This is a genomic window from Streptomyces sp. NBC_00503 (assembly GCF_036346895.1).
Lineage (GTDB): Bacteria > Actinomycetota > Actinomycetes > Streptomycetales > Streptomycetaceae > Streptomyces.
The window spans coordinates 137,203-163,658 of sequence record NZ_CP107855.1 but is presented as its reverse complement, the minus strand read 5'-3'; the positions used below and the strand labels follow the sequence as shown (position 1 = coordinate 163,658).

The 26,456-nt window shown below is 69.4% G+C and carries 28 protein-coding genes and 5 pseudogenes; 18 read left to right on the top strand and 15 right to left on the bottom strand.

Annotation, left to right across the window (positions count from 1 at the left end; translation table 11 throughout):
- Positions 1-200 precede the first annotated feature (200 nt).
- A complete protein-coding gene (locus OG490_RS00875; RefSeq protein WP_330294327.1) occupies positions 201-926 on the top strand; it encodes a peptidylprolyl isomerase in 726 nt (241 codons plus the stop codon).
- Between the two features lie 285 nt (positions 927-1,211).
- Here the strand turns inward: OG490_RS00875 and OG490_RS00870 are convergent, their stop codons facing one another.
- The 5 genes from OG490_RS00870 to OG490_RS00850 all read right to left on the bottom strand — a co-directional run bounded on the left by OG490_RS00870 (position 1,212) and on the right by OG490_RS00850 (position 5,600).
- Positions 1,212-2,366: a N(5)-(carboxyethyl)ornithine synthase gene (locus OG490_RS00870; RefSeq protein WP_330294326.1), complete on the bottom strand. Its 1,155-nt coding sequence runs from the start codon at positions 2,364-2,366 to the stop codon at positions 1,212-1,214.
- 426 nt (positions 2,367-2,792) lie between these two features.
- On the bottom strand, positions 2,793-3,287 hold the full coding sequence (locus OG490_RS00865; protein WP_330294325.1) for a hypothetical protein: 495 nt from the start codon (positions 3,285-3,287) through the stop codon (positions 2,793-2,795).
- On the bottom strand, positions 3,284-3,511 hold the full coding sequence (locus OG490_RS00860; protein WP_330294324.1) for a hypothetical protein: 228 nt from the start codon (positions 3,509-3,511) through the stop codon (positions 3,284-3,286). Before OG490_RS00860 ends, OG490_RS00865 begins: the two co-directional genes overlap by 4 nt.
- A 90-nt stretch (positions 3,512-3,601) precedes the next feature.
- Complete coding sequence (locus OG490_RS00855) at positions 3,602-3,772, bottom strand: hypothetical protein (protein ID WP_330294323.1); 171 nt, start codon at positions 3,770-3,772, stop codon at positions 3,602-3,604.
- A 325-nt stretch (positions 3,773-4,097) separates the two neighbouring features.
- Complete coding sequence (locus OG490_RS00850) at positions 4,098-5,600, bottom strand: ArnT family glycosyltransferase (protein ID WP_330294322.1); 1,503 nt, start codon at positions 5,598-5,600, stop codon at positions 4,098-4,100.
- Between the two features lie 658 nt (positions 5,601-6,258).
- Between OG490_RS00850 and OG490_RS00845 the strand changes: the two genes are divergently transcribed.
- The 4 genes from OG490_RS00845 (at position 6,259) to OG490_RS00830 (ending at position 8,285) form a co-directional block, all read left to right on the top strand.
- The gene (locus OG490_RS00845; protein WP_330294321.1) at positions 6,259-6,735 is read left to right on the top strand and encodes a hypothetical protein; all 477 of its coding nucleotides are present in this window, start codon (positions 6,259-6,261) and stop codon (positions 6,733-6,735) included.
- Positions 6,736-6,946: 211 nt separating this feature from the next.
- Positions 6,947-7,288 (top strand): hypothetical protein, encoded by a 342-nt coding sequence (locus OG490_RS00840; RefSeq protein ID WP_330294320.1) that lies wholly within the window; start codon positions 6,947-6,949, stop codon positions 7,286-7,288.
- A 4-nt stretch (positions 7,289-7,292) separates the two neighbouring features.
- Complete coding sequence (locus OG490_RS00835; RefSeq protein ID WP_330294319.1) at positions 7,293-7,802, top strand: GNAT family N-acetyltransferase; 510 nt, start codon at positions 7,293-7,295, stop codon at positions 7,800-7,802.
- Positions 7,803-7,814: 12 nt separating this feature from the next.
- Positions 7,815-8,285, top strand: a complete 471-nt coding sequence (locus OG490_RS00830; RefSeq protein WP_330294318.1) for a hypothetical protein — start codon at positions 7,815-7,817, stop codon at positions 8,283-8,285.
- A gap of 125 nt (positions 8,286-8,410) precedes the next feature.
- On the opposite strand, the pseudogene OG490_RS00825 reads toward OG490_RS00830, so the two are convergent.
- A pseudogene (locus tag OG490_RS00825) lies at positions 8,411-8,713 on the bottom strand (transposase); the annotation flags it as partial.
- A 124-nt stretch (positions 8,714-8,837) separates the two neighbouring features.
- Complete coding sequence (locus tag OG490_RS00820) at positions 8,838-9,551, bottom strand: alpha/beta fold hydrolase (RefSeq protein ID WP_330294316.1); 714 nt, start codon at positions 9,549-9,551, stop codon at positions 8,838-8,840.
- Between the two features lie 415 nt (positions 9,552-9,966).
- On the opposite strand from OG490_RS00820, the gene OG490_RS00815 reads away from it, so the two are divergent.
- Complete coding sequence (locus OG490_RS00815; RefSeq protein WP_330294315.1) at positions 9,967-10,125, top strand: hypothetical protein; 159 nt, start codon at positions 9,967-9,969, stop codon at positions 10,123-10,125.
- A 19-nt stretch (positions 10,126-10,144) separates the two neighbouring features.
- Here the strand turns inward: OG490_RS00815 and OG490_RS00810 are convergent.
- Together OG490_RS00810 and OG490_RS00805 are read right to left on the bottom strand one after the other, a co-directional pair.
- Positions 10,145-10,479 (bottom strand): annotated as a pseudogene (locus OG490_RS00810) (hypothetical protein); the annotation flags it as partial.
- A 187-nt stretch (positions 10,480-10,666) separates the two neighbouring features.
- The gene (locus OG490_RS00805) at positions 10,667-11,290 is read right to left on the bottom strand and encodes an ABATE domain-containing protein (protein WP_330294314.1); all 624 of its coding nucleotides are present in this window, start codon (positions 11,288-11,290) and stop codon (positions 10,667-10,669) included.
- Between the two features lie 164 nt (positions 11,291-11,454).
- Between OG490_RS00805 and OG490_RS00800 the strand changes: the two genes are divergently transcribed.
- From OG490_RS00800 to OG490_RS00775, 6 genes are all read left to right on the top strand, one after another.
- A complete protein-coding gene (locus tag OG490_RS00800) occupies positions 11,455-12,198 on the top strand; it encodes a metallophosphoesterase (protein ID WP_330294313.1) in 744 nt (247 codons plus the stop codon).
- Between the two features lie 8 nt (positions 12,199-12,206).
- Positions 12,207-12,824 carry a LysE family translocator gene (locus tag OG490_RS00795; protein WP_330294312.1) on the top strand — a complete coding sequence of 206 codons (618 nt, stop codon included), beginning with the start codon at positions 12,207-12,209 and terminating at the stop codon, positions 12,822-12,824.
- A 280-nt stretch (positions 12,825-13,104) separates the two neighbouring features.
- The gene (locus OG490_RS00790) at positions 13,105-13,989 is read left to right on the top strand and encodes a peptidoglycan DD-metalloendopeptidase family protein (protein ID WP_330294311.1); all 885 of its coding nucleotides are present in this window, start codon (positions 13,105-13,107) and stop codon (positions 13,987-13,989) included.
- Positions 13,990-14,064: 75 nt separating this feature from the next.
- Complete coding sequence (locus OG490_RS00785) at positions 14,065-14,817, top strand: FHA domain-containing protein (RefSeq protein ID WP_330294310.1); 753 nt, start codon at positions 14,065-14,067, stop codon at positions 14,815-14,817.
- Complete coding sequence (locus OG490_RS00780; protein ID WP_330294309.1) at positions 14,814-16,286, top strand: serine/threonine-protein kinase; 1,473 nt, start codon at positions 14,814-14,816, stop codon at positions 16,284-16,286. Before OG490_RS00785 ends, OG490_RS00780 begins: the two co-directional genes overlap by 4 nt.
- A 96-nt stretch (positions 16,287-16,382) precedes the next feature.
- Positions 16,383-16,880: a hypothetical protein gene (locus OG490_RS00775; RefSeq protein ID WP_330294308.1), complete on the top strand. Its 498-nt coding sequence runs from the start codon at positions 16,383-16,385 to the stop codon at positions 16,878-16,880.
- Between the two features lie 277 nt (positions 16,881-17,157).
- Here the strand turns inward: OG490_RS00775 and OG490_RS00770 are convergent, their stop codons facing one another.
- The 4 genes from OG490_RS00770 to OG490_RS00755 form a co-directional block, all read right to left on the bottom strand.
- Positions 17,158-17,685, bottom strand: coding sequence for an NUDIX hydrolase family protein (locus tag OG490_RS00770; protein ID WP_330300728.1), 528 nt, complete (start codon positions 17,683-17,685; stop codon positions 17,158-17,160).
- 1,130 nt (positions 17,686-18,815) lie between these two features.
- Complete coding sequence (locus OG490_RS00765; protein WP_330294307.1) at positions 18,816-19,772, bottom strand: anti-sigma factor RsbA family regulatory protein; 957 nt, start codon at positions 19,770-19,772, stop codon at positions 18,816-18,818.
- Between the two features lie 250 nt (positions 19,773-20,022).
- On the bottom strand, positions 20,023-20,907 hold the full coding sequence (locus OG490_RS00760) for a SigB/SigF/SigG family RNA polymerase sigma factor (protein WP_330294306.1): 885 nt from the start codon (positions 20,905-20,907) through the stop codon (positions 20,023-20,025).
- 220 nt (positions 20,908-21,127) lie between these two features.
- Positions 21,128-21,301, bottom strand: a complete 174-nt coding sequence (locus OG490_RS00755; protein ID WP_330294305.1) for a CsbD family protein — start codon at positions 21,299-21,301, stop codon at positions 21,128-21,130.
- A 333-nt stretch (positions 21,302-21,634) separates the two neighbouring features.
- Here OG490_RS00755 and OG490_RS39065 point away from each other — a divergent pair, with 333 nt between their 5' ends.
- The 6 genes and pseudogenes from OG490_RS39065 to OG490_RS00720 all read left to right on the top strand — a co-directional run bounded on the left by OG490_RS39065 (position 21,635) and on the right by OG490_RS00720 (position 25,277).
- Positions 21,635-22,006 (top strand): STAS domain-containing protein, encoded by a 372-nt coding sequence (locus OG490_RS39065; RefSeq protein WP_443065727.1) that lies wholly within the window; start codon positions 21,635-21,637, stop codon positions 22,004-22,006.
- Positions 22,007-22,192: pseudogene (locus tag OG490_RS00745) on the top strand (plasmid stabilization protein); the annotation flags it as partial.
- A 448-nt stretch (positions 22,193-22,640) separates the two neighbouring features.
- The gene (locus OG490_RS00740; protein ID WP_330294304.1) at positions 22,641-22,796 is read left to right on the top strand and encodes a DUF6131 family protein; all 156 of its coding nucleotides are present in this window, start codon (positions 22,641-22,643) and stop codon (positions 22,794-22,796) included.
- A gap of 448 nt (positions 22,797-23,244) precedes the next feature.
- Positions 23,245-23,490, top strand: a pseudogene (locus tag OG490_RS00735) (PRC-barrel domain-containing protein); the annotation flags it as partial.
- A 697-nt stretch (positions 23,491-24,187) separates the two neighbouring features.
- A complete protein-coding gene (locus tag OG490_RS00725) occupies positions 24,188-24,571 on the top strand; it encodes a DUF3618 domain-containing protein (RefSeq protein WP_330300727.1) in 384 nt (127 codons plus the stop codon).
- 202 nt (positions 24,572-24,773) lie between these two features.
- Positions 24,774-25,277 (top strand): hemerythrin domain-containing protein, encoded by a 504-nt coding sequence (locus tag OG490_RS00720; RefSeq protein ID WP_330294303.1) that lies wholly within the window; start codon positions 24,774-24,776, stop codon positions 25,275-25,277.
- A gap of 496 nt (positions 25,278-25,773) precedes the next feature.
- Here OG490_RS00720 and OG490_RS39060 read toward each other — a convergent pair.
- Both OG490_RS39060 and OG490_RS00710 read right to left on the bottom strand, forming a co-directional pair.
- Positions 25,774-26,136, bottom strand: a pseudogene (locus OG490_RS39060) (serine/threonine protein phosphatase); the annotation flags it as partial.
- A gap of 63 nt (positions 26,137-26,199) precedes the next feature.
- On the bottom strand, positions 26,200-26,415 hold the full coding sequence (locus OG490_RS00710; protein WP_330294301.1) for a hypothetical protein: 216 nt from the start codon (positions 26,413-26,415) through the stop codon (positions 26,200-26,202).
- Between the last annotated feature and the right edge of the window lie 41 nt (positions 26,416-26,456).

Here is a 26,456-nt window from a genome sequence, read left to right as displayed (position 1 = left end):
GCGTGAGGGCCGTTGGGAGCCTGTGGTGCGGCCGACGCCTGCAGCGCCGTTGGCTCCGTCGAGGAGGGGCGTCAGCTGGAGGGCGAGGACCTCTGGGTCGGCCGATCCAGCCTCCTGCCGTCAGCTATTCCCGCGGACCAAACCCACGCCCTAGACTGCGACCGCTTCGGGACTTGGCGATCATCGGGAGGGCGTGCGAGATGAAACGAGCACTGACCAGCGCATTGGCGGCCGTGGCGTTAGTCGTGTCCGGGGGGAGTGTCGCCACCGCTTCCGACGGCGCTCCGCCGCGCACGACGCACGGCCCTTGCCAGTACACACAGACCCCGGACGAGCCGCCGGCACGCTCTGTTCCGCTGCCGCCCGACCCGCGGCGCACCCCCAGTCGTGGCACGGTTGATATGGCTGTTCCGACCAGCCAGGGCCCGCTCCCGCTGCACTTGGACCGGGCCAAGGCGCCGTGCACGGTCCAGAGTTTCCTGCACCTGGCACGGCATGGGTTCTACGACCGTACGGTGTGCCACCGTCTGACGGCGTACCCGACGCTGAAGGTCCTGCAGTGCGGCGACCCGACCGCTACCGGTGAGGGCGGGCCCGGGTACAAGTACAAGGACGAGCTGCCGGTGGACCTGCCGCCGGCACCGACCGATCCGACCGGCGCGCGCCGCCTCTATGGGCGCGGCCTGCTGGCGATGGCCAACGCCGGTCCGGACACGAACGGTTCACAGTTCTTCGTCGTTTACGGCGATTCCGCGCTGCGACCGAACTACACGGTGTTCGGCACAGTCGGCGCCGACGGCCTGACGACACTCGACAGAGTCGCCGCCGGAGGCATCGAACCGACCGCGGAGGACCCGACACCGGTCGACGGCGCACCCGTGCTGCGGACCGAGCTGCTCCGCGTCCGGCCGTCCTGGCAGCATTGACGCACCGCGGCGTGTCCACGTCCTCCGCGACATCGTGGGTGGTTGTCCAGCAAGCCGCAGTCGGTCCGCTCGCGCATCCCCATCAGGTTCTCACCGCACGTCACGAGATCCCGTCGGCGCATCTCCCGGGGGCCGGAAAGGCGGCTCGGCCAGTCCGTTGACCACCCGACCTCTTCGGTGGGCACCTCACCGCGGAGCCGGCGCAGGATTCCACGTCGCCCTCACAGGGGCTTCTGGTCGACGGTGAACCCGGTGTGGGTATGCCGTCGACCAGGTGGCATCGGTTCAGAGCAGCGCGTGCGGGTACTGTGCGGCGCGCTGCTGAAAGGCCAGGACTGCCGGGTTCTGGACGGCGCCGCCGCGGATCTCGATAGCTCGGCGAATGGTGTGGTCGCCGTCCCAGCCGGCCGGCCCTTCGAGGACCGACCGCAGGAACGGAATCAGCGCCTCGCTGTTCTCCCAGGTGGCTGCATCCCATAGATAGGAGGGGCTGTGGTCCACTGCGTAGTAGTGGACGTGGTCACCGACGGTGAACATCGGCGCGTTGAAGGTGGTGGCCCGAGCCCAGGCGAAACCCATGCCCTCATCGCAGGAGACGTCGATGACGAGGGTGCCGGGCGCGAGCTTCGGCAGGTCCTCCTCTATCAGGAACATCAGCGGCGCCGCGGTGTCCTGGAGAACGCAGTTGACGATGATGTCGTGCCCGGCGAGGAAGTCGGCCAGCGGCTCCGGGCCGTCCTCGGTGACCACGATGCTGCGCCGCGGGTCGAGGGTGTCGTCGGCCTCGTCGTGGTCGAAGTGCACGATCCGTGCCGAGTGGATGGGTGAGCTGACGGCGGCGATGCCGCGGGCAGTCAGCACATCCACATCGTGAACGCCCAGTGCACTGAGTGCGGTGACCGCGCCGCGGGCGGTGGCGCCGAAGCCGATCACTACCGCACGCCGCCGGCGCCCGTAGTCACCGGTGGCCCCGGTCAGCTGCATGGCGTGCAGCACCGACGAGTAGCCGGCCAGCTCGTTGTTCTTGTGGAAGACGTGCAGACTGAATCCCCCGTCCCGGGTCCAGTGGTTCATCGCCTCGAAGGCGATCACCGTGAGTCTGCGGTCGATGGCGGCCTGCGTGACCTTCTCGTCCTGCACGCAGTGCGGCCACCCCCACAGCACCTGCCCCTCTCGCAGGTCCTCCAGATCTTCGTGCAGCGGTTTGGCCAGCAGGATGACGTCACACTCTGTGATCAGTTCCTCGCGTGAGCGGAAACCGGCAACCCACGGAGCAAGCTGTCCGTCCGAAACACCGAAGTGATCGCCGTAACCGGTCTGCAGATAGATGCTGGGCTGAAGGTCGGCGTCGATGCGTTCGAAGTGCGCTGGGTGGATCGGCAGACGGTACTCGTTCTCTTTGCGGGTCTGCGACATGATTCCGAGCTTGAGCTGCTGCAAAATGCCCCTTTGATTACTGCCTGTCTAGCACACACCGGCGCCGGCGCCTTCAGCTGGCAAATGGGGAAGCCGGTCCGGACCGCCGTCGGCGCCGCCCTCGCGGCCCGGATGTTGTCACGGGACGGTCACGTTCGGTAGACAGCCGCCCTGAAAGCCGCCCGTTCCCTGGAACTCATCGCCGCCCGCACTGCGCACGGGCCGGCCCATGACGCCCGTGGGCTGGCGCTCGTTCTCATCGACAGCCAGGTCCTAGTGGAGCTTGGTGCCGACCCAGGTCGCGGCGCCGCTCGTAGCGCCACGCCGCGTCGAGGTCTACAGGCGCCGGAATCGTTCTCGTGGCCATGGCGAGCATCGGAGCGGTCTGCGGACAGTCCGTCCGCTGACCGGCCTTCCTCATCGCCTTGCTGGTGCTCCCGGCGTTATGGCTCAGGGGGTGGTGAGGAAGTCGTAGTAGTCCGTGCCCGCGACGAGTACGGAGGTGAAGGAGAGGGGGAGCCCGTCGGCGTCGAGGGGGACTTCTTGTGAGGTCTGGCGGGTGAATCCGAGCGAGACGCCGGGCACGACCAGGCTCTCGGTATCCGGGGCCGTCACGGTCCAGCCGCGCTCACGCACCCGCTGGAGGATCTCCTCGGCCGGGTCGGTGAACACGTCGTGGCCGTCGAACAGAACCCGGGTGGTCGTGTGCTTCCCTTCGCCCGGCCACCACAGTTCGAACGCGTTGAGGCAGCCGTCCTCGTCGAAGAAGGCGGTGTAGCCCACCCCGTCGAAGGACCCCATGGCACGCCGTTTGGGTCGGCCCGGGCGCGGTCCGATGACCCGCGGCTCGCCCCAGGGGGCCACGGCGGTCATCGCCTCGTCGAAGTCCATGCCCAGACGCAGGGGGTGCACACCGTTCGGCGGGTCGAGGAACAGGTCCATCATGTTCTCCGGTCGATCTGTTTGAGGACGTCGTACTCTGTCGACCAGCCAGTTCTGGTCAGCATGGCCTGGATCTTCTTGTTGACCTTCAGGCTCTCGACCATGTCCGCGATGTGGGTGTCGTACTTGTCGCCGTACAGGTCACGGATTTCGTTGATGTCCATCCTCATCGCGAGGTCCCAGCGGCCGCTGTCGATGAGGGCCCGCTGATCGGCACGCCACTGCACGGAGTCCGCCCCCGAACCGGTGCTCGTGACCTCGCCATGGTCGTCGCACTCCGCCAGAACCGCAGAACCGCAGAACCGCGAGCGCGGCGGTCAGCTACGCGAGTACGACGCATTCGCGTCGACCTTGAGCCGGGGGATGGCTCTGGACAGTGCGTTGCACAGGGCGAAGACCTCTTTCGGACGGTCGTCCAAGTCTTCCAGGGCGGCGAAGGCGGTGGCGACGGCCAGACGGGCCGTGCTCAGCGGGGGTTCAGTGGTCACCGACTCCACCAGTTCCTTCTCGGTGTCACCGTCCAGGGTGGCGGCTTGGTGCAGCGCATCCGTGGAGAGGGGCGCCCGGTTCGGCGGCGGACGGACCCGTGCTGATCTTCCCGCACTTGTCCGCCGGGGTGGGGTCTTCGACGTTGAGGCAGAGCATCTCATCGGCCCGGGCGGTGGACTCGTAGAGCATCTTCCAGAGGGGGAGGCCTATCCCGCAGGGCGACGTCGAGGCGCCACAGGGCGGCGATTTGGTTCTGGGTGACGGTCCCTCCGGCATGGCGATGGTCGTCCCTTCGGAGTCCGTCTGAGGATTTCGGCGGGCTGTTCAGTACCGGCGTAGTAGGGGCCAGAGCTCCGCCCATGCCCGGTCCGGTCCCGCGCACAGGACTACGGCTGCGTGCTGTTCCTGGTTTGCTGTGCCGTGGCCGTTGTCGACGTGCGCGACGGTGTGGCAGTCCGTGAAGTGGTCTTGTACGTCGGGGTATTGCGCTGGGTGGACGAGGAGTACTGGCCCGTTGGCGGTCGCCGGTGGAGGGCCCCAGGCGTGCAGTCCCATGTGGCCGGAGTACGGGGATGGCAGGCCGAGGGCGGGCCCGTACTGTGCGAGGGCTCCGGCCTCGCCGTAGTTCGCGGTCAGTAGGACGGCCGTGGCCCGCTGGTCGGCGGGGATTGCCGCCCAGCCGGTGGCGGTGGCGCGTGCGAGCTCCGGCCAGCCGACTTCTTCTCCGATATCGGGATCGACGGTCATCGGCACGGCCAGTGCCGAGGCCGGTAGCACCGGCAGGGCGGCCAGCGCACTGGTGAGGAGGGCTGCGAGCAGTGCGCAGGCCAGTTTGGCGCGGTGCTCGCGCAGCCAGTGGGCGTAAGGTTCGCAGCCGGCCGCCGTGAGGGCGTACAGCAGCGGGATCGGGTAATAGGCCTTGCCGCCGCCCACCATCACCAGGAGGCAGAGCACCACCCAGGCCACCGCGACGGGTCGGGCCCAGCGCAGCTCCGGGCGGCGCAGCAGCCGGCTCAGCCCGGTCAGCCAGAGGGGGGCCAGCAGTGGGGAGAGCAGGAGTACCTGCATGGGGATGACGAGCAGCCGCCCGCCCGCTCCGCCGTCGGAGCTGATTCCCTGGGCGACCGTCAGCTCGGGCCAGCCGTGCGCGGCTTGCCACCACAGCACGGGCAGCGCGAAGGGGAGCGCGGTGAGCAGCGCGGTCAGCGGGCCGACAAGGGTGCGCGGCCGGGGCATGAGAAGGCCGCGCCGCGCTGCGGTCAGGGCACCGGCCGCCAGCGCCGCGAGGAGCCCGAGCACCAGCAGCTTGTTCAGGAGCGCGATCCCGACCGCCGCGCCGAGCAGTGGCCACCAGCGGGTCTCGCCGGTGCGCAGCAGGCGGAGCGTCAGCAGAATGACCGTCAGCCAGGAGGCCAGGTCGAACGTCGCGGTGGAGAGCAGGTGGCCATTGCCCAGCAGATGGCCCGAGCAGGCCGCCGCCGCTGCCGCGATCACCTGCCCGCCGCGCCCGGCTCCCAGCTCGCGGGCGATCAGCGCCGTCAGTACGATCGAGGCCGCTGCGAGCAGCGCGGGCAGGATCCGTACCCCGGTCGGAGTGGCACCGAAGAGCTCCGAGCCGAGCCGGGCCAGCAGCGGGGTGAGCGGCGGCTGGTCCGGATAGCCCCAGGCCAGGTGGCGACCCGCGAGCAGGAAGTACAGCTCATCGCGGTGGAAGCCGTATCGGCCCGACAGCGCGATCAGCACCACCGCGGCAGCGGCCGCGATTCCCCCGACCGGCCCGGCCGCGAACGGCCCCAGACGCGGCTGTGCATCCCCCCGAATACGCATGCCCCCAGTCTGACCGCCCGGGACGGGGCCCGAGAAGAGCCCGGGCGGAGCCGTTGGTCCACGGTGCCGTGTAGGAGCTGGAGAACTCCGTGCGGCCCGCCCCTGTCTGCAGAGCTCCGCGAAGCCGGGCTGGTCCACGTCGCCGAGACCCGCCAGGTCCGCGGCGGCACCGAGCAGTACTACCAGCGCACGGCACGCCACATGGTCGTCGCCGAACCCCAAGCGGCAGGCACCGCCGCGATGCTCGCCGCGGTCGCCCAGGAGCTGGACCGCTCTCCCGCCGAAACCCACCTGACACTACGCCACCTGCGTCTCAGCCCCGCGAGGGCGAGAGAGCTCGGCGAGGCCCTCGCCCAACTGGTCGACGGGGCCGAGGAAGATGCAGAGGACGAGCCCGTGCACGGCGTGTTGGTGGCGCTCTATCAGCAGGCTCTCCCGACCGGCGCCACCGGTTCCGCCGAGCGGCACCAACCTCACGAGACAGCACTAGTCACCGCCGCGATCGGCCCGCACTGCTCCCGGTTCCCCCGCGTCGACAGGATCAAGTCCGTTAGACTCTGCCCGTGTCAGGACGCTTGCGAGATGCTTCGGATTCCCTTCCCGGCGGTGGGCGGGCCACGCTGTGACGAGCGGTGGAATAGCCGAGGCCGAAGGACCGGTGAATCGTCCGCCGAGCTATTTCGAGCAGCCGGTCTGGACGGGGCTGGGGCTCCTGGTCGTGTGTGCCGGTCCCGTGATCCTGCTGGCCGGCATCGGCGGGTACGTCCCCGACGACGACAGGCTGGGCGTCGTTGTGACCGGCCTCGTGTGGACCCCTTTCACCGTGGTCGTCCTGGTCCTGGCCATCGTCGACACCGTGCGGGGGCAGCGCGTGTGGCGCGACCTGGACACGGGCGGCGTGCGCGTCACGGGCAGGGTCACGTCCGCACAACGCGTGTGGTGCGGCGAGGACGAACGTTGCACCAGAGTCCGGATGCTGGTCAGCGTGCCGGGCCGGCCGCCGTTCGCCACGAGCCACCTCGTCGCCGGGGAGGAGATCATCGAAGTCGGTACGGGGATCCCGGTCGACGTGCACCCGACGCGCGACATCTTCCGCCTGGTCGCCGACCCGTCCACGGGTGGGGCGTCCCGGTAGCCCTCGCCCGCACCGAACTGCCGCCGCTAGAGCGGATGATCAGCCTGAGCCCGGAGTCATACGGAGGGACCGGCGCCTACCCGCTCAACCCCTCTTGGCAGTCCGAACGCTGGCGGCCGGCCGGGCCACCTTGAGTCGGCCCAGGCCCCGATCGTCGATGTGGGTCATCCCGATTTCAGGACTGGTGTTGAGGATGCGGCGGCAGCATCGGGTGCTGAACGTCGTTAAAAGACGGGGTGGTTGCGCGATCCAGCGGCTCCCCGACGCCGAACGAGAACGGCTGCTCGCCCTGGCCCGGCGCTGGTACGAGCGAGGCGCTGAGGTGAAACTCCGCGACAGGACGGGGGAGTTCGGGCCCGTGCACGAGGAGCACGTCGAGGTGATGGCGCCTCACGAAAACGGCCACCCCATACTCGGACCGGCCCCAAGGTTGCTCGGCCTGATCCCCCAAGTGGACGAGGCTGTGAAGGGCTGCGACGGCTGCGAATTTCACGATGTGGAGGCCTGCACGCCAAAACCTATGGCCCGCAACCTGCTGGGAATGATCGGATAGACGCATGAGCCTTCCTCGTACCGGAGCGGCCGGGATTGTCGTGCCGGTCCTCATCCGCGACCTGACGCCCACTGATCTGCCGGCCTGTACGTGGTCCGGCTCGGCCGCCCATCTGGTGAAGGTGGAACGGGAGCTGGAGCGCGCGGCAGCCGGAGAAGTGGACTACCTGGCGGTGTGCACACCGGCCGATGTACCGGTGGCGATCGGAGGCATCGACTACCAGGTCACGGCCGACGCAGGCACACTGTGGCAACTCGGGGTGCACCCGGCCCTGCAGTCATGCGGTCTGGGCACGGTCCTCATCCGGGCCGCGGAGGACCGCATCAGGTCACGCGGCCTACACAGGGCCGAGCTCGCGGTGGAGGAGAGCAATCCACGGGCCCGAGCCCTGTACGAGCGACTGGGCTACCTGACCCACGGCCGCCGACCGGAGGCCTGGGACGTCCAAGCACCGGACGGCTCACTGCGCCGGTACGAAACCATGTGCACGCTGATGCACAAGCGCTTGCCATAGGGGGGACGCCGCATGGCGATGGAAGTGTGGGCACCGCTCTTTTCACTCGCAGGCGTCGCCCTCGGCGGTAGCCTCACGGCGCTCTCCCAGCGCGCCACCCAGCGTTCCGCCGAACGGCTGGAGGAACGCCGCCAGGCAGCGGCCACCGGCGAAGCGCGCCGGGCCGAGCAGATGACCGCGATCAAAGACTTCATCGCCTGCGCCCAGGATGCCGAACGGGCGGCCTACAGCCGTCCCGAGGAGTGGGGCGATGACGAGGCCTGGAACAGTGCCGCTTCGGCTGCCATGACCAAACTCTGGATCGCTGAACGGCACCTCGTGCTGCTCAGCGACGCGGGTCTGCACGCTCCTGCGCACAGGTACGGCCGGGCACTCAACCAGGCGGTGTGGCGAGAGATCGGCGACATCGAGGTCAACGAGCACCTTGAAGAACACAAGATCGCCTTCATGACCGCAGCACGCGCGAGCCTGGCCTCCCCTTGAGTTCAAGCAATCTGGGCGGCGTTCAGGATCTGCCGTGTCGAGCGGCCTGCGACGCCGGTGCCGAAACCCTGAGCAGCCGGGGAGCAGAGAGCGACACTGGCCGATTCCACAGGTTCCCGTCACTGCCATAGATGGAACCCGTCAGCGACCTGCAGGGCATCGGGGGCACCGCGCCGGGCACCCCAGGCGTAGGCGTAGGCCCGGTCCCGGCAGATGATCTCCACGCCGGGGTGGCGGACCAGCCACACGGCCAGTGGCCCGGCTTCACGTATCGGGAGCACATCGACCACGCGATGGTCTTCGACGCTGGTCAAGACGGCGGAGTAGGTCTGGCCGCGACGGATCGCGAAGTCGTCCACGCCCAGCACTCGCGGCGTGCTGAAACATGGATCGGGCCATGCCATGACCCTGCGCAACAAGGTCATCCGTCCCGCGCCGAAGCCCATGGCGGTCCGCTATGAGGCGACCGTCCTCATGGCTGCCATCGGCGAATGGCTGTGATCAGCACACATCAAGCGCGTTCAAAACCAGCCCGCAGGCATGGAGGTGCTCTCACTCCACGGCAGCATTGAGGAGAATCTGCGCCAGCTCGCGCGGCTGGGAGAACATCGGCCAATGACCGGTGTCCATCTTGGCCAGCCGCCAGCGCTTGCTGTTCAGCAGCTCGGCCACATCATCGTCGGGCTCGGTGTCATCGGGCTCGGCCCCCGGCATCACGCACAGGATGTATGTCGCCGGAAGTTCACCGAGCGGCCCCTCCAGCACAGCGGGCTCGGTCAGCGTGGCACCTGGGTGAGGCGTCGAGCCATGCACGAGGCGTGCGATCTGCTCATCGGTGAGACCTTCGCCATCGTAGTGAGAAGCTGGCGCGAGCGGCCAAAACCCTCCGTTCTCGGCGATCGATGACTCCACTGCCGCCCCGCCGTCCGGCCAGGCAGCGGCAAACGACTCACCGTCAGTTGGAACACTTGAGTCGACGAATACCACGCGGGCCAGTCGGTCACCGATCCGCTCCGCAGCCTGACCGACCGGGATGCCCGAGTAGCTGTGACCCACCAGGACGACGTCACGCAGACCCTGGCGTTCTACCTCGGCAACGATGTCCTGCACGTGAGTCGCTTGCCCCGCCGGTACACCCCGCTTGTCAGCAAGACCGGACAGCGTCAACGGATGGACGCCGTGGCCAGCCGCACGCAGATGCGGCACCACTTCGCCCCACGCCCACGCCCCGAGCCGTGCACCTGCAACCAGCACGAAATTCACCATGCCCGCACCGTAGCCGGGCAGTCTGACGATCTCCTAGAAAATGCTTTCGATAGAGGTCCTAGAAGCCACACCCGGCACCCCAGGGCGGCCCAACATACGAAGGGCTCGCCCTGTCCCGCCGCGGACCCAGTTCGTCGAACATGCACGAAGCACCATCGACGTGTGAAGCCAACCGTCTGCTCCCATTGAAGCCGAGCGCCTCGGTGATCTCGTCGTCGCCGCCAGTGCCCTGACGGACCGTGAGATCGACCCCGAGCCCGGCCGCAGACTCGCGGACGCCGTCTCCCGGGCCGACGACGCCGACCCCCTGACCCGCTGGCGCGCACTGTCCCAGCTGGCCCGTCACCACGAGCTGCAGGGCGACTTCAACGAGCAGCGCGAAACCCTCGCCGCCCTGGTCTCGCTCAGCAATTCCATGAACCGGCCGGCCCTCCAGGTGCGCGCCCGGATCAACCTCGCCCGCTGCGCGCGCAGCAAGTTCAAACTGGCCTTCCAAAAGGGTGAACTCGTCCGCGCCGCCGACCTGGCCGCCGAGGTCTGGCGCACGGGGGCCGAGGGGACTCTCAGCCTCTAGGGCGTGTGTGATGTCGTGATCAGTCGGCGGCTTTGAGGAGGTCGTCGATCCAGATCATGGCGGCGCGGAGGCGGAGGCCGACGAGGCAGCTGCCTGGGGTTCTGTCGTAGCGGGTGGCGATTCCTCGCCAGGCTTTCAGCTTGTCGATTTCCGCGTTTTCACAGGTAGGCGCGGTTGCTGCGCGACCGGCAGGTGGACTCTTGCCTTCGCGAGCACGGGGATGAACTGCGGGCTGTCCCCGGCCTGCCCGGCAGGCAGGACCAGCGCAAGCGGACGACACTGGCGGTCCGCGCCGAGGTGAATCCTGCTTGTGAGCCCACCCCGGGACCTGCCGAGCAGGGCTTCCTCAGTCCTACCGGATCCCCCCGGGAACAGCGCATCACCCAGCAGCTGATCACGACATCACACAGACCCTGGCACCGACGTCCCCGCGCCGGACGCCGGGTACGTACGCCGAACCGGTCGTGGGCCACGCCACCGTGCCTGCCCGCGACCGGCCTTCGGCGCGAGAGCGCGGGCCCGTCCGGCCCCGTATGCCGGTCTACCCCGAGACCGTCCGCCCCGCCTCCGTTGCGCGGTCCGTCTGGCGCCGGTAGTGGCGGGCGGCCCGGGCGCGGTTGCCGCAGGACGGCTTGCACCATTCCTGCCGACCGTGTGACTTGACGAAGTACCGCACACAGCGCGGAGCCGTGCACGACCGCAGCCGCTCACGGTGCGGACCGCTCAGGAAGTCGATCGCGGCGCGGGCCAGGGCTGCGACGAGCCGGACCTCCGGATCGCTCTGCGCCGACAGCAGCCGGGCCGTGGGGGAGTCGCCCGAGGGCCAATCCAGCTGTGGTGCGACGGGTTCGCGCGCGGCGACGGCGTTGAGATGGGCCAGAGCCTGGTCGACCGGCATCAGTCGATGTGCGTCCGCCCGGCTGGGCGGCGCGGGCCTGACCGTCCACGCGAACAGCGCCCGCACGGCACGCCGCAGCTCGACGATCTCGGCCCTGAGCCTCTCGTCGGCCGTGATCGCGCCGACGTCGACCTGCCCCGCCAGGCCGTCCGCCTGTGTGCGGATCCAGACGTCGGTTCCGTCCGTCGTCGTGAGGTCGTCGGCGACGCCGCCGTCCCCGTCATGGCGGATCGTGCTCGCCAGTTCCAGTGCGAGCCACCGTTCCATCAGCGTCTCCTCTCCGTCCGTCGGCCCCACTTGATCACACTCTCCGCCCAGTCTAGAGTCTCTAACGGTAAAATGAGAATTACCGTTAGAGTCCGGAAGGGGAGCCGCCCCGGCCCGGACCGGCGGCGGCCGCCGCAACGGCCACCATTGAGGGAGGGAACGAGATGGCGGTGCTGCTCGCACAGATCAGTGACCTGCACTTGGACGGCAGCGAGCGGGCGACCCGGCGCGCGACCCGCGTCATGGACCACCTGCGGGCCCTGCCCCGCCCGGTCGACGCGCTCCTGGTCACCGGGGACATCGCTGACCACGGCACGGAGGCCGAGTACGAGGAGGCGGCGCGGATCCTGGCGGCCCCCTTCCCGGTGCTCCCGTGCCCCGGCAACCACGACGCGCGCCCGGCCTACCTCAAGGCCCTGCTCGGCGAGGTACCCGACGACCGCCCCGTCAACCGCATCCACCTCATCGCCGGCACGGCCGTCCTGATGTGCGACTCCACCATCCCCGGGCGGGACGAGGGGCGTCTCGACTCCGAGACTCTCGCGTGGATCGACGCCGAGCTGAGCGCCCTGCCACGGGACGTACCGGCGCTGATCGCCTTCCATCAGCCCCCGGTCGGACTCCACCACCCGCTGCCCGACGCCTACCGGCTCGAAGAGCCGGACGGCCTCGCAGCGCTCCTCGACGCACACCCCCGGGTCGCAGCCGTCCTCACCGGACATGCGCACACCGCGGCCGCCTCGACCTTCGCAGGCCGGCCCCTGATCGTCGGCCCGGCCGTCACCTGGACCCTGCGCATGCCCTGGGAAGGTGATGAGCCCGCCGACCGCGACCAGCCGCCGGGCCTCGCCTTCCACATCCTGGGCGACGACGGACGCCTGACCACGCACTACCGCGTGGTGCTCTGACCCCGCCCATGATCCAGCCGTACGCCGTACTCGCCTTCGTGACGGCGGTACTGCCCTTGGTCGCCACCCCCGGCACCAGCCTGGCCCTGCTCATGCGGCACACCACGGAGGTCGGCCGCCGCCGGGCACTGCCCGTCATCCTCGGTACGGTCACCGGCCTGTACGCGCACGCGACCCTCGCCACGGCCGGCCTGTCCGCTCTGGTCATGCACTCCAGCCAGGCCTTCAACGCCGTCAAGCTTGCCGGCGCGGCCTATCTCATCGCCCTCGGCGTCTGGACCTGGCGTACGGCCACCCGGCCCCCGCCCCCACACCGCCGGCCCTGCCCACCCCACCTGAACTCGCTCTACGCCCAAGCGCTGCTGGGCAATGTCCTCAACCCCAAAGCCGCCTCGATCTACCTCACTTTGGCCCCCCAGTTCCTCACCCCCACCCACCCCCTGGCAGCCCAACTCTTCACCCTGGCCACGGCCCACGCCCTGTTGATGACCCTCTGGCTTCTCACCTGGACCCTTCTGATCCGCAGAGCCACCCTCCTCCTCCACACCCCCCGTGCCAAAGCCACGGCCGCCAGACTCACGGCCCTGGCCTTCCTGGCCCTCGGCATTCACGCAGCCACCGCCTAGCGCCGGCGGCGAGGTAGCGGAAGGAGTGTGTGCTGTGGCGGGGGAGTGGGACGGTCGTGGCACATGTGCCGTCGCCGCGCCCGACTGCCTGACAGCTCCGCCATGTGGGTCGCGGCGCCGGAGCGGTGACGGGCCGCGCCTCCGCCGGGCAATGACGACGTACAGAGCACGGCTCCCGCACCCTCGTAGCCGCGAGGTGTCGTGATCGGCTCCCGCCCCCGACCATGGCGCTGGGCAACGTCCGGCCGGGCGCCGTCCGGGTGAGCCGTGAGGGGAAGACATGCTGCGATATGTACGCAGACTGCGGGCCGTGGTGCTGATGTGCGTGGCGGGACTGGCACTGGCGGGAGCGCCCGCCTCGGCCGCGACCGAGGGTGGGGCCGTGGCCCGGGCCGCGACCGCTGCGGCGAAGCCGGCGTTCCAGCTGCCGTTCCCGTGCGGTACGACATGGGAGATGCACACCTGGGCCCACAACCCCGCGCTGGACATCGTGGTGGAGGGAAACACCGGATCGGACGGCCTGCCCGTCCAGGCGTCGGCCGCCGGCACGGTGTCCGCCACCTACTGGAACAACGGCTCTGGAAACACCATCCAGATCAGCCACGGCAACGGGTGGTTCACGGCGTACTACCACCTGAAGGATGACCCGGCGACCTACGTGAAGAAGGGCGACCCCGTCCTGCCGTCCACCCGGATCGGCCGGATCGGCACCTCGGGCGCCTCGGGCTGGGCCCACCTGCACTACGAGCAGCGCTACCTGGCCACGGGCGGCGACTTCACCGACGAGAGCAACCGGGTGCCCGTCCACTTCGACGGCGTCGAGTACACCGGGCCCTCGAAGGACTGGATGAGCGTCACCAGCCGCAACTGCGACGGCACGCCGCCCGCTTGGCAGGACTGCCCGTCCGGCTATGTGTGCTTCTACTCGGGCGCCGACGGCACCGGCACGGTCTGCCGCTCCGCCGGCAACGAGCCCAACAGCACCTGCGGTCTGCGCAAGTCCTTCTTCAACAACGGTACGGCCGATCCCGGTTACGACCACGTGCAGGTCAACTTCCGGGAGGGCGGCAGCGCCTGCCTGCACTACGGCTGGAGCGAGGGGCGTGGGAACCTGCCCGCCGGCGGCCGGACCGTCGAGAGCTTCCAATGGCGCGGCGAGTGCTGAGAACGCGCCGCCGTTACAGGATTGATTGATTCCGCTGGCTAACCTTCCCCCGGCACTCTGGGGGAAGGAAACGGCGTGTACAGCATCATCGTGATTCCGGGGCCCACCATGTCCCCGGCCGCACAGATCCACCTGGCACCGGGGCAGACCCTTCGGTTCGGCCGCGGGAACGAGGGCGACGGCTGTCTGCGCGTACCGCACGCCGGGGTCTCGCGCTCGGCGGGCGAGATCGCCGCCACCGGCACGTACTGGTCGCTCAGCAACCTCAGCCGCTCGTCGACCTACGTGGTGGAGAACCCCGAGGGCGCCGGCGAACACATCAAGATCGCGCCCGGAAGACTGGGCGCACCCGTCCCGTTCGAGTTCGCGCGGATCGTCCTGCCGGCCGGTTCCGAACTGCTCACCCTGGACGTCTGGGCACCCCGCCACGACTACGCCGACCGGAACGAGACCGGTGAGCCCGGCGGGGAGCCGACCGTACTCCCGTTCCCGCTCGACCGCTCCAGCCGGTACTTCCTGGTCCTCACGGCGCTCTGCGAGTCACGGCTGCGCGGCCAACCGTACGCACCGTTGCCCACCGTTGAGCAGGTCGTCGAACGGCTGAAGCCGCACTGGACGGCCGCGAACCGCGCCGCCGTCCAGTGGAACATCGACTACCTCGCGGTCAAGCTCCGCCTCAAGCCCGGCCCCGACACGGTGGATCCGGGACCGAGACTGGTCGGCAAGAAGGAGATCCTGGTCTCGCTCGCCCTGCGCTTCGACCTCGTCGGTGAGGACGACCTGCACGTCCTGCCGGCCTTGGCCTCCCCGACAGGTACTGCACGTTGACCGGGCGGGCGGGCCATTTAGGCGCCCTCACGATCCCGCTGGGCTACCGGGTCGGGCCCTGGATCACCGGCCGCCTGCTGGGCGCCGGCGCCTTCGGCAGCGTGTACGCGGCCCTGCGCGCCGTTCCCGAACCCGAGCTGCCCGGTCGGGCGGCGCTCAAAGTCCTTCCGACCGGCACCCGCACCCCACGCCAACTGCGCCACCTGAGCGAGCTCGCCGATCGCGAGACCGAGGTGCTGCGCCGGGTGCGCACGCCCCGCCTGATCCGGATGTACGAGGTGCTCACGGTTGACGACCCCAGCCGTCCCGAACTCGACGGCGCCACCGTGCTCGTCCTGGAGGAGGCGCAAGGGTCCCTGGACACCCTGCTCGCCGGCGGCGTGCCGCCTACGGGTCCCGTCCTCCTCACCCAGGTCTGCGAGGGGCTCGACCAACTGCACCGGGCGGGTTGGGTGCACGGCGACCTCAAGCCCGGGAACGTCCTGCTGATGCCCGACGGTTCGGCGCGGCTCGGCGACTTCAACATGGCGGCGGAACTGGAGGGCACCCATGCGTATTCGCCGGCCTTCGCGACGCCCGACTACACCCCGCCGGACCTGCTCTGGTCGGAGGTCGGCGAACGCGGGATGAAGATTCGTCCGACGGCCGACATCTGGGCCTTCGGCGTACTCGCCCACGTCGTCCTGACGGGCACGCTGCCGCTGCCCGGCGGCACGCCCGCCGCCCGCCGGGACGGCGCCCTGCGCTACGCCAGGGGCGACGAGGAGCTCCGTCTGTCGCCGGAACTTCCCGAACCCTGGCGGGACATCGTCCGCGACTGCCTGGCACGGAGCCACGAGGACCGGGCCGGACACACCGCGGCGTCGCTGTTGTGCCGGGCGCAGGCGGCGGCCGCCGGCCGGGCCGAACCGACGTACGCACCACCAATCCCGCGGGACCCGGAGCCGCGAAGCCCTGTCCCGCAAACCCCCGTACCGCGAAGCCCAGAGCCGCGCGGTGCCGAACCGCTCGGTGCCGAACACGGCTCGAAACCACGCACCCCCGGTCCACGACGGCGCCGCCACGTGCTGATCGCGGCCGGGGCGGCCGCACTCGCGGGCCTGGGAGCCGTGTGGGGCTCGGGTCTGCTGCCCCTCGCAGGTACCGGGGCAGCGGGGTACGACCGGTGCCGGCGCGGGGCCGTCTGCTTCTTCGCGGAAGAGGACGGCCGGGGCGAGATGTGCTCCTGGGTCGACGGAGACGCCGACTGGACCGACACCTTGAGCCCCTGCCCATGGACGGCGCGCCGCGCGCCGCGATCGGTCTACAACAACGGGTTCGACCTCACGGAGGGGGCGGCCAAAGTCGACGTCCTCTACTACGCGCAGGCCGACGAGCGTGAGCGGCTGGGCTGCGTGAAGGTGCACACCAGGACGAACCTCATGGGCGCTGACCTCCCCCGTTCCCACGCCTGGGTCCCGAACTGCTGACCACCCCGTGCGGTACCTCGTACCTGCGAGGTACCGCACGGCAGGCCGCTTCGAGAGTCTTGAGGCACATCACACCGCTCTGACAAGGGGTTCACGATGCGCGTCAAGCGTTCCATCCTCGGCATGGCCGGCGTCTCCGCGATGCTTTTCGCGGCGGCCTTCACCACAGGGTCGGCCCAGGCGGCCGCACCCTCGGAGCAGAGCACGGCAGCGGCCCGCGTCCAGGTCGCCCCGCCCGCGCCGGCGACGGCCGCCCAGCCGACGTCGCTCGTGGCGGCCGCGTCTCCGGGCATCTCGCCGTCGGCTCCCAGCGGGCACGTACCGCCGAGCGGCACGTACGGCTGCTCGAGCGGGAACCTGTGCACCCTCGTCTGGGACCCGACGACCTCGGACTGGAAGATCTTCTACCTCAACGCCTGCCGCCTGTACTCCGTTTCCAACTGGAACGGCAACGGGTGGTACCTCGACAACCAGACGGGCGGGGTCTGGTCGTACTTCTACGGCAGTGGCGGCGGGCAGCTGACCAAGTTCCAGCCCACGGGCACTCAGACCGGCTACGACTGGACGCCGGTCTACTCCATCCGCAATTGCTGACCGACCCCATGCGGGCCCGGCCCCGGTCGCTTCCGACCGGGGCCGGGCCCGCATGGGGGCATACGGGGCTCGGCGGCGACCCGGAGCTGGTCGAACCTTTCGACATTGTTGATCACGCTCCGGGTTGTAGCCGGGCCCGTGACCTGCGTAAGAGGATATCGGGGCAACTCACTCGGCCCGGTGGCGGGATTCACCGCAGAGTCGGATTTTCATCAGGCCGGTGTGCTGGCTCCTCTCGGGGTTTCGGCGGAGATTCGTGCGGCCGAGGACCTGCATCTCAGAAGGTGTGCCCTGTGTGCGCGAGTGCCTGCTTCAGCAGTACGCCGTGGCCGCCCGGCATCTCGTTCTGTACGGCCAGGTCGGTGGCCTCTTGAGGACTGAACCAGACCAGGTCCAACGCGTCCTGCCTGGGCCGGCAGTCGCCGGACACCGGAACGACGTAGGCCAGCGACACCGCGTGTTGGCGGGGGTCGTGATAAGCGGTGATGCCGGCGGTGGGGAAGTACTCGGCGACGGTGAAGGGCTGGAGGGAGGTGGGGATACGGGGCAGAGCCACCGGCCCGAGGTCCTTCTCCAAATGTCGCAGCAGTGCGTCACGGACCCGCTCGTGGTGCAGGACGCGGCCGGACACGAGAGTCCGGCTGACCGTTCCGTCCGGACCGATGCGCAGCAGCAGCCCGATGCTGGTGACTTCACCGCTCTCGTCCACCCGCACAGGAACGGCCGTCACGTACAGGATCGGCATCTGGGCCCTGGCCACTTCAAGCTCATCCGTGGTCAGCCAGCCGCGCGTGGTTTCGGTCATGTCAGACATTGCTCGATCGTACGTTCCTGGTGCCGTATCCACAGGACCCACAGGCCCCTTCACACTTGCAGTTCCCCATTTCGGCTGCTGAGGCGACTTCGGGATCCGAGTACTCCATCTCAGTTGAAGCGGAGGGAAGGAAGGCGAGGCGCGCACCCGTGTAGCGGGACAGCTCCGATCCGCCGCGGGACCGGCTTCGGAGCCACGTCGACCGTGATGGCGACGGCAACGCTGCTGAACAGCCAGATCGGGAATGGGGATGACCTGCCTCGCCGTGGAGGGCGGCTTGTCCGGGCCTGCGCCCTCGGTGTCGTAGACGAACAGGCTCTTCGACTTGAGGCCGACGGCGTAGAGGGTACGGCCGTCCTCTGCGAGGTCGAGGTCGCCGAGGCCCTCCTTGCCGACCGCGTTGTTGATCTCCATGGTGTCGCGGGTGAGGTCGATCGAATGCTTGGCGTCCCCCGCGTCGGGAACGGTCGCGAACGGGGAGGTTCCTGCTGCCCCGGTCGACGACGTAGATCCCCCCGGGGCCCGCGGGTCCGTAGGGCATCAGCCGCTTGGTCAGCGCACCGGTGAACAACTGGTCGGTGTCGCGGCGGTGGGTCAGGCCATGGGCGGCTCCGGTCTCCTCGTACGTGGTCTCGTCGACCGGGGCCGGACTGTCACCGGTCCGGTGGTACGGCCACGAGACCAGGGCCTTGGTACCCGGCTGCCCCGGTGCGCTCTGGTGGTGGCAGGGGGTGGCGAGGTCCGGGTTGGCCTGGCAGCGGTCGGCAGGGTTGCGGACTCCCGTCACCACCGAGGCGTTCCCGCACGTGACGTCGATGTACGAAGCGGGCCGGCCGTCGGCTGTGAATCGGTAGTCCCTTGCGGGGAGGGAGGGCCCGCAACCCCTGGAGGCTGACGTGACGGATGACCGAGCCGGACTCGGCGAGCTACTGGCCGCGGTGGGGGAGTGTCGCGCCGCTGGGCTCGCTGGAGGTCGTGGCGCGTAGTCCGCCTGACCGGCTGTGCGCCCGGTAGGTGGCGTTCCTGTTATCCGATGCCGATGTTGCCGGCCGGGCCGGCCCTGGTGTGGACCCGCGCCCGCAGGCGGGACGGCCTCCGCGTGTGCGGTCCCCGCCGGGGCGTCAGGGCAGTTGCACGGCGGGCCGCAGGTCGAGGTGGACCTGGACCGTCGTGCCCGTGGCGCCGGTGTGGATGCGGACCAGCGTGGCGTACTCGTTGACCAGGAGCAGTCCGCGGCCTCCGGGCCGCTCGGCCGGAGGCGGTACGCGACCGGCGAGCGGATCGCGCAGCAGCCCGAGGTCTTGCACTTCGCACACCAGTTGATCTCCCTCGGCCCATAGCCGCAGGGTTCCGCTCCCACCTGCGTGCACGACGCTGTTCGTCGTCAGCTCGGCGACGATCAGCGAAAGCGCCGCGCGGCTCTCGTCGGTCGTGCCGAGCCGCGAGGCGATCCGGACGGCGAACAGGCGTGCGTCGTGCAGACGCCCTCCGTCGAACTCGAAGGTGGCGGCGTAGGCGGGGTGCGGCAGCGGCTCGTTGCAGTGTGCGAGAGCGTGGCTGGGGGAGAAGACGCTGCTGACCTGCTCCCGGCCGTCCTCGATGACGGCCGGATGGGTGACCCGCGCGTCGGCGAGTGCCTCGGGAGGGAGCCGTTCCGCGTCGTACGGACACAGGACGGTCACGTCACGACCGTGGAAGGCGGCGTTGATCAAGGCTTCGTGCTGGACGCACGCCGGGTACTCCCGAGGGGCACGACCCGGCCAGATGGGCTCACCGACGATACGGACGGGCCCGGACCGGTGGGTGTCGGCGAAGGCCAGCAGGACTTTGGGGATGATCCGGCCCGGATTGCGCCCTGCCAGCGTCATGTCGAGGAATCGGACACCGGGTCCCGTGGGGTTCGAGTCCATGTTGCGGAGTTCCGCCCTGATCAGCTGAAGATTCGCGTTCGGTACGGCTACCGCGACGGGCTCTCCCGCTTCTTCTCCGGCCCTGATGAAGGGCACCAGAGCTGCCACGTACTCGTGCTCGCCACGGTAGAAGAACGCGGGGTGTGCGAAGCAGCTCGCGGAGATCATGCGGCTCATCATGTTCTGGGAGCCCCGGCTGGTCATGACGATCCCTTCCGACACCGACGTCTTTGTCGTGCTGCTGCCCGGGAACCAGTCGTTCATGCCGTGATGTGTCGGTATGACCCGTTACTTTCGTCTTTCCGGGTGGGACCGGAGGTGTTCGAGGCGGTGGCAAACGCCTGTTTGCACAGCGCGGCACCTGGAGGGAGTGGACGAGCGAGTGTCCTGCCGTCCAGGCGAGACCCGCCCCGCGCGCTTACGAGGCGACGGCGTCGTCCGTGGTGATGTCGTCGGCCAGGAGGCCCGTCCTCAGCCGTTGCATAATCCGGTTGAGCAACCGGGAGACGTGCATCTGGGAGAGGCCCAGCCGGTCGCCGATCTCGGACTGGGTGAGTTCCCCTCCGAAGCGCAGGGCCAAGATCTGCCGATCGCGGTCGCTGAGCGTTGTCAGCAGGGGCTTGAGCGTTTCCAGGCACTCGATGCGGTCGTACGCCTCGTCCTCGGTGCCGAGCGAGTCTGTCAGCGGTGCCACCTTCGTGTCCTCGCCGCCGAGGGGTGCATCGAGAGAGCCTGCGGTGTAGCCGTTGGAGGCCTGGAGGCCCTCGTCCAGTTCGGCGTCGGTGATTCCGAGGCATTGCGCCAGCTCGTGTTCGGTCGGTCGGCGGCCCTGTCGCTGTTCGAGGGCGTCATAAGTCTTGGCGATGTCGAGACGTAGCTCCTGCAGACGCCTGGGAACCTTCACCGACCAGCTGGTGTCACGGAAGAACCGCTTGATCTCACCGCTGATGGTGGGTATCGCGAACGTGGCGAACTCGATCCCGCGTTCCACGTCGAACCGGTTGATGGCCTTGATCAGGCCGACCGTACCGACCTGGATGATGTCCTCCAGCGGTTCCCTGCGCGCGCGGTAGCGGCGGGCCGCGTACTTCACCAGGCTGAGATTCAGCTCGACCAGGGTGTTGCGCACGTACGAGTACTCGGGGGTGCCCTCCTCCAGGGTGCCCAGGCGCCGGAAGAGCGCGGTGGACAGGGTCCGGGCGTCCGTGGTGCTCACGGCGACCGGGTTCTCGGGGATACCGAGCGGGTCCGGGAGGAGCTCGGTATGGAGGGGGTCCGCAATGTCGCGGGAAATGGGTGACATGTGAAACCTCCGACGGATGGGGCTGCGGCCGAAGAGCGCAGCGGGGGACCGTCGTCGTCTTCCCGATCGACATATACCCGCTCACGGGGCGGGCTGACCCTCTCTCGAGGCACGGGATCCCGGATGGGGTTCGCGCCTCCGGCTGCCAAACGCGACGGCCCCTGGGCCGTCGCGTGAAGGCGACGGCCCAGGGGGCGGAAGGGATGACGACAGGCGGGATTCAGTTCTTGGACCTCTTGAGGTGGTCCGCCGCCTTCGCCGCGGCCTCCTGCGCCTTGCCGGTGAGACGTTCCGCAGTGCCTCGCGCCTGCATGCTCTTGTCGTCCATCGCGTCGCCGGCGGCTTCCTTGATCTTGCCTTTGACCTGCTTGGCCTTGGCCTTCGCCTTGCTCATGATCGTCAGTCCTCTCGGTCGTGCGGTGTTTCTTCCGACGGGCCGCGACTGCCCGGGACCTCGCGGTGTATGCCTCCCGAGCCGGTCCGATGCCGAGCGGCGACCCGGGCCGCCCCGGACTTCCGACGGGCACGCTGGGGGATTGCTTCCCCGCTCCGGGCTACGCGCCGGGCATCAGCCGCATCCCGTTGGCCCTGGCCGACCGGATGCGGCCCTGGCTTCCCGTACCGCCCGGAGCCGCGAGGGATGCGGCTGCCCCGCACGAGTGAAGGCGGTGGGTCGTCGCGCTTCCGTGCGGAGCCGGCTGCGCCGCGCGGAGGCATACTCGTGACCATGGACGATGGCGACGATGACCTTTCCCTTGAGGATCCAGAGCTGTCGGCCGCCGATGTGTCAGTGACCGTCTCCTACGAGACTGCCGACACCTGTGTGATCGCCGTGCGTGGCGAAATCGACATGAGTACCGTCGCGCCGCTTTCCGACGCGCTCGCCGCGGCGGCCCGGTCGCACGGCCGCGTGATCCTGGACGCCTCCGGAATCAGCTTCGGAGACTCCTCTCTCCTGAATCTGCTCCTGCACATCCACCAGGCCACCGATCTGCGCATCGCCGCGCCCGGACACCAGCTCAGGAGCCTGTTCGCGATCACCGGAGCCGACACCGTCCTCGATGTGAGGGACTCCATGTCGTCCGCCACGGAGGACTGAAGGACGGCGAGCCGCCTCTCGCTGGAGGACCTGTCGTCCGGCGAGCGCGGCGGCCACCGGTCGCACAGCGGCGCCCAGGGCCGCACGTACGACCAGCTGTACCAAGAAGCCAAGCACCGCAACATCGAGGGCCGCTCGAAGATGAACAAGGAACAGCTGCGGCGCGCACTCGGCGGCGGGAGCTGAGGGAGTCACGCGTCTCGCTGAACCGGAGCAGGCGCTCGCCCCGCCGTCCGGGCGGGCCCTGATCCACGGGCCCGAGCAGGAAGCCGACGTGGTCCCCATCGCCTTCGGCGTGTCCTCGTACCCGGCTGACGAACCAGGCGAAGCGGTCCACGACTACCGGCGCCGCCCCGTCGCCGGACCGCCCGCCGAACCACTGCGCGACGGGCTTCTGCGCGCGGAGCAGGACGTGGACCGCCGTCACGAGGTGTATCGGGTAGTTGAGGACGCCGGTGAATCCGTACGGTCCTGTTCCGGTCGCGGAAAGCACCTCGGGTGAGCGGGTGGATATCACCCGCAGAAGATCAGGGCCGATCGACAGCTAGGGGCAGAATTCTCGGGTACACGCGATCTGAAGCACCCCGGCGGATCAACCGTTCCGTCGAATTCCCGACATGAGAACGAGGACATCATGCTTTTCGCCGGACTCATCCTCCTGCTCATCGGATTCCTGACCGGAATCTCCATCCTGTGGACCATCGGGATCATTCTGCTCGTGGTGGGCGCGGTGCTCTGGATTCTCGGCTCGGTCGGCCACGCGGTCGGCGGACGACGGCACTACTGGTAACCGGTGGCCATGGTGGTACGCCGGGGCGCTGGACCGCCGGCAGGACCGGCAGCCGCGCCCCGGCCGCTCCGTGCCGGCGGTCCGACGGCAAGCGGCTCCCGCCCCCGTCAGAAGGCGGACTCCTTCGATGGCCATCCGTCATCAGCTGATCCGGCGTCCCCCGCACGCGGTGTGGACCGTACTCGCCGATGAGACCCTCGTCGTCTGCGAGGAGCACCCGCTGCGCCCCGGTCCTAGGGAAACGCGTGCGCCGGGTAGCGTGGTGGGTCGTCATCGCCGTATTGGTGTTGTAGCTGATCGGTTTCGTCGCCTGCCCCAAGGGCGGCAGCGGCCACTGGTACCGCTGGTGGCGGTCCGGCATCTGAGTTCCCCCTCGCGGCGTAGGGAGAAAGGACGTATGGCAGGAAATTCCCTGTCGTCCTCCCAATACCAGAAGAGTCGTTTTCGCGTGACTGAACATGTGTGGAGTTACAAGTCGACCGCCGGTCACCTGGCCGGTACCGATCCGACCGGCTGCAAGGTGGAGGCGACCGACGGCGACATCGGCAAGGTCGACAAGCACTCCTACGAGGTCGGTTCCGCCTACCTGGTCGTCGACACAGGAGTGTGGGTCTTCGGCAAGGAGGTCCTGCTTCCGGCGAGCACCGTCGTCAGCATCGACCCGGGGGAGCGGAAGGTCTTCGTCGACCGGAGTTCGGGACACAGGGGCGGTGTGCTGACGCCGCGCGCAGTTGCCTTCGTCGCCCGGCCCGGCGCCCCGGCCCCCGCCGCCGTGCAGCCGAACCTCTCGCCGCTCCCATGGCGCTCACCCTCACGGCGAAGGAAGCGTTCGAGGACGACGACGCCTTCCCAAGTGGGCCGGACCGGTCTGATCGGAGTCCCGGCCGGTGCCCACGCGCTGGATCGAGGCGACGTGCTCCTCATGCTGAGCACCGACATTCCTACCGCGAGTGGTACCCGAACGGCTGCAGGGCCAACGCCATGCCCTCAGGACATCGGGGCCCAACTCTGGGTGTCCGAGGGGCAGATCGTGGCCTTCTGCGGAGACGGTGGTCCGAGCATGCTGCCGGGCGACTTCATGACGATCAAGACGTATGGCTGCCGGTGAAGCTCGTCGTCTTCGACAACCGCCGCCTGGGCCGGACGTCCTGACCAACCCCGAAGAGGTGGCCGTGCCGGGAAGGTCGTCCGTGAGCCAGGGGTGGGGTTTCGGCAGCGCGAAGGTTCAGGAGATTCCTCCGAGCCAAGCAAGGCTGACCCTGCCTCAGACGGGCCGGGGAGTCAGCGGCCGGAATCCCCGGTCCCCGGCCGCGTTATCGGCCCGTTACCGGGTATCCGCGCAGCAGACAGCCCATGCAAGCGGAGAAGGATTCGAAGGAAAGGACACCTCGATGACGAGGAACGGGTCACACGGCAGCACGTCCCTCCCCACCGCAGAGGAACTTCTTCGGCAGGTCGAGCGCACGCGGAAGGAGCTCGGACGGACGGTCGGAGCGCTGTCCTCCAAGGTGGACGCCGCAACGCGGGCCCATGACGGGATGGCCGGCGTCAAGGGGCAGGTCGGGCAGGCCACCGCTCGGCTGCGGATTACGGCCGCGCACGTGGGGCGGTTCGCGGCGGACAAGGGCAAGGGCAAGGGCCTCGACTCCGTGCGGGACAAGGCGGTTCGGGCCGCGGCACGGAGCAACCGCACCGCGTTGATCGCGGCCGCCGGAGTGCTGGCCGGCGTCCTGATCGTCCGGCGCGCACGGCGGGGGACGCCAGGGCGACGCTGACCGGGGCCGGCTGTCAGTGCATTGGCTGACATCTTCTGCCTCCGTCCGGGGGCTCATCGTGTCTGTCGACGCGGCTGCCACCCTGGGTGGCGGGCAAACCTGAACGGGTGCAGCCCGGGCCCCGGGGTTTGAACGGACCGGCATCGAGCAGGCGCCATGCGAAGCGAAACCCGACAGTTGAGCTGAGCGAAAAGGACCTGGCATGGCCGCGGACAAGCAGGAGACCAAGGACGTCGTCGCCGTCATCCTCAAGGACCACCGCACGATGGAGGACCTCTTCCGTCGCATGCGCAGCGTGGAGGCGGACCGGGCCGGCGCCCTCGCGAAGTTCTCCGCGCTTCTCGTCGCGCACGGCGAGGCCGAGGAGGCCGAGGTGTACGGCGCGCTGAAGAGGTTCAAGGACGTGGACAACGCGGAGGTCGAGCACGGGACCAAGGAGCACGCCGAGGGCAACGACGCGCTGCTCGCGCTGCTGGAGGTGTCCGAGGTGGGTTCCGACGCGTGGGACGCGCGCCTGGAAGACCTGGTCAAGGCGGTCACCCACCACCTCGACGAGGAGGAGCGCACCATCCTCAACGATGCCAGGGAGAACGTCCCGGACGAGCGGCGCGCCGAACTCGGAGCGGCGTTCCTCCGGGAGCGGGAGCGGCAGCTCGCCGCCGACTGCGGCAGCGTCGAGAACGTGCGGGCGGCCGTACGGGGATGACGGCGCCATGACCTGCGCCGGCGTGGTTCACCGGGAACCAAGCCGGTGGGCGCCGCCCACGCCGCCACCGAGTCGAAGGATGAACGGAGACGGACATCGAGCGTGCGCGCCGCTGCCCCGGTGCGCTGCACCCGGTCAGGGAACGCGTAGGGCCAGTACGACGACGTCGTCCGCGGAAGCAGGGTTGGCCGGCCTGCTGCTGATCCGACGGAGCAGTTCGGCCGGTGGCCGGCGTTCGACCAGGTCAGCGTCCAGTCGGGACCGCCGTCGGCGAGGTCCAGGCGTGCGTGGAGCAGTGTGCCACTGGCCTCGACCGGCAGGACCGAACATGCTGCCTCGAGGGCGGTCAGAGCACGGGCCGGGCTGTACGGGGGTGGTCGAGGGGGGCCTGCCGCAGCATGCTGGGGATCTGGCCCATGACCGGCATGGTCAGGACCTGGTGTTCCACCGAGTCCTCGATGTCCGGGTCGGGAACCCGGTGCAGCTCGTCTTTGCCGGCGACCTGCAGGCCGACGTACGACGGCTTGCCGGCGCCGACGAAGAGGTCCCGCAGCCTTCGCCGTACGTCCTCCAGCCCTGACGTCTGGGCCAGCTCCTCCGACGCCCTCAGCAGCAGCTCGGCGTGGTCCAGCCCGGCCTGGGCCTCGTGCTCCAGGCGCTGGGCATCGCTCTGGGCGCGCTCGGCGGCGGCCCGCGCGGTCTCCAGCACGGTCTGTGCCGACCGGCTCTGTGCCGACAGGAAGCGCAGGCGCAGCTCGGCGGAGCAGGCTGCGGCGAGATCCTCCAGGTCGGTCAGCTCGCCGTGGTCCCACGTCCGTGGCTCGTGGTCAATGGCGCACAGGCAGCCCAGGATGAGCCCTGCATGTGGGGCCGGCCGTAGTGGCGGGCGGACTGGTCCGGGGAGCGTGCTCTCCGGAGCGCTTCACTTCTCCTCGTCTTCGCGGCTCTTCGGGCCCGCCCAGCGCCGACGCCCCGTCGTGGGGTTCGGCTCGGGGGCGGGCCGGTCGAGGCGGCTCGCCTCGTCCGTATCGGCCGCGGCCGTTCGCTCTTCGCCGCGGCGCGGGGCGGGCCGCACGCTCCGCGTCGTGCGGTGCCCGTCGTGCGGGGGTACGCCTGCGGCACCACCTTGTTCGTCCATGACGGCCTCCTCGGCCTTGAGCGGAGTCCCTCCGTGGCGGC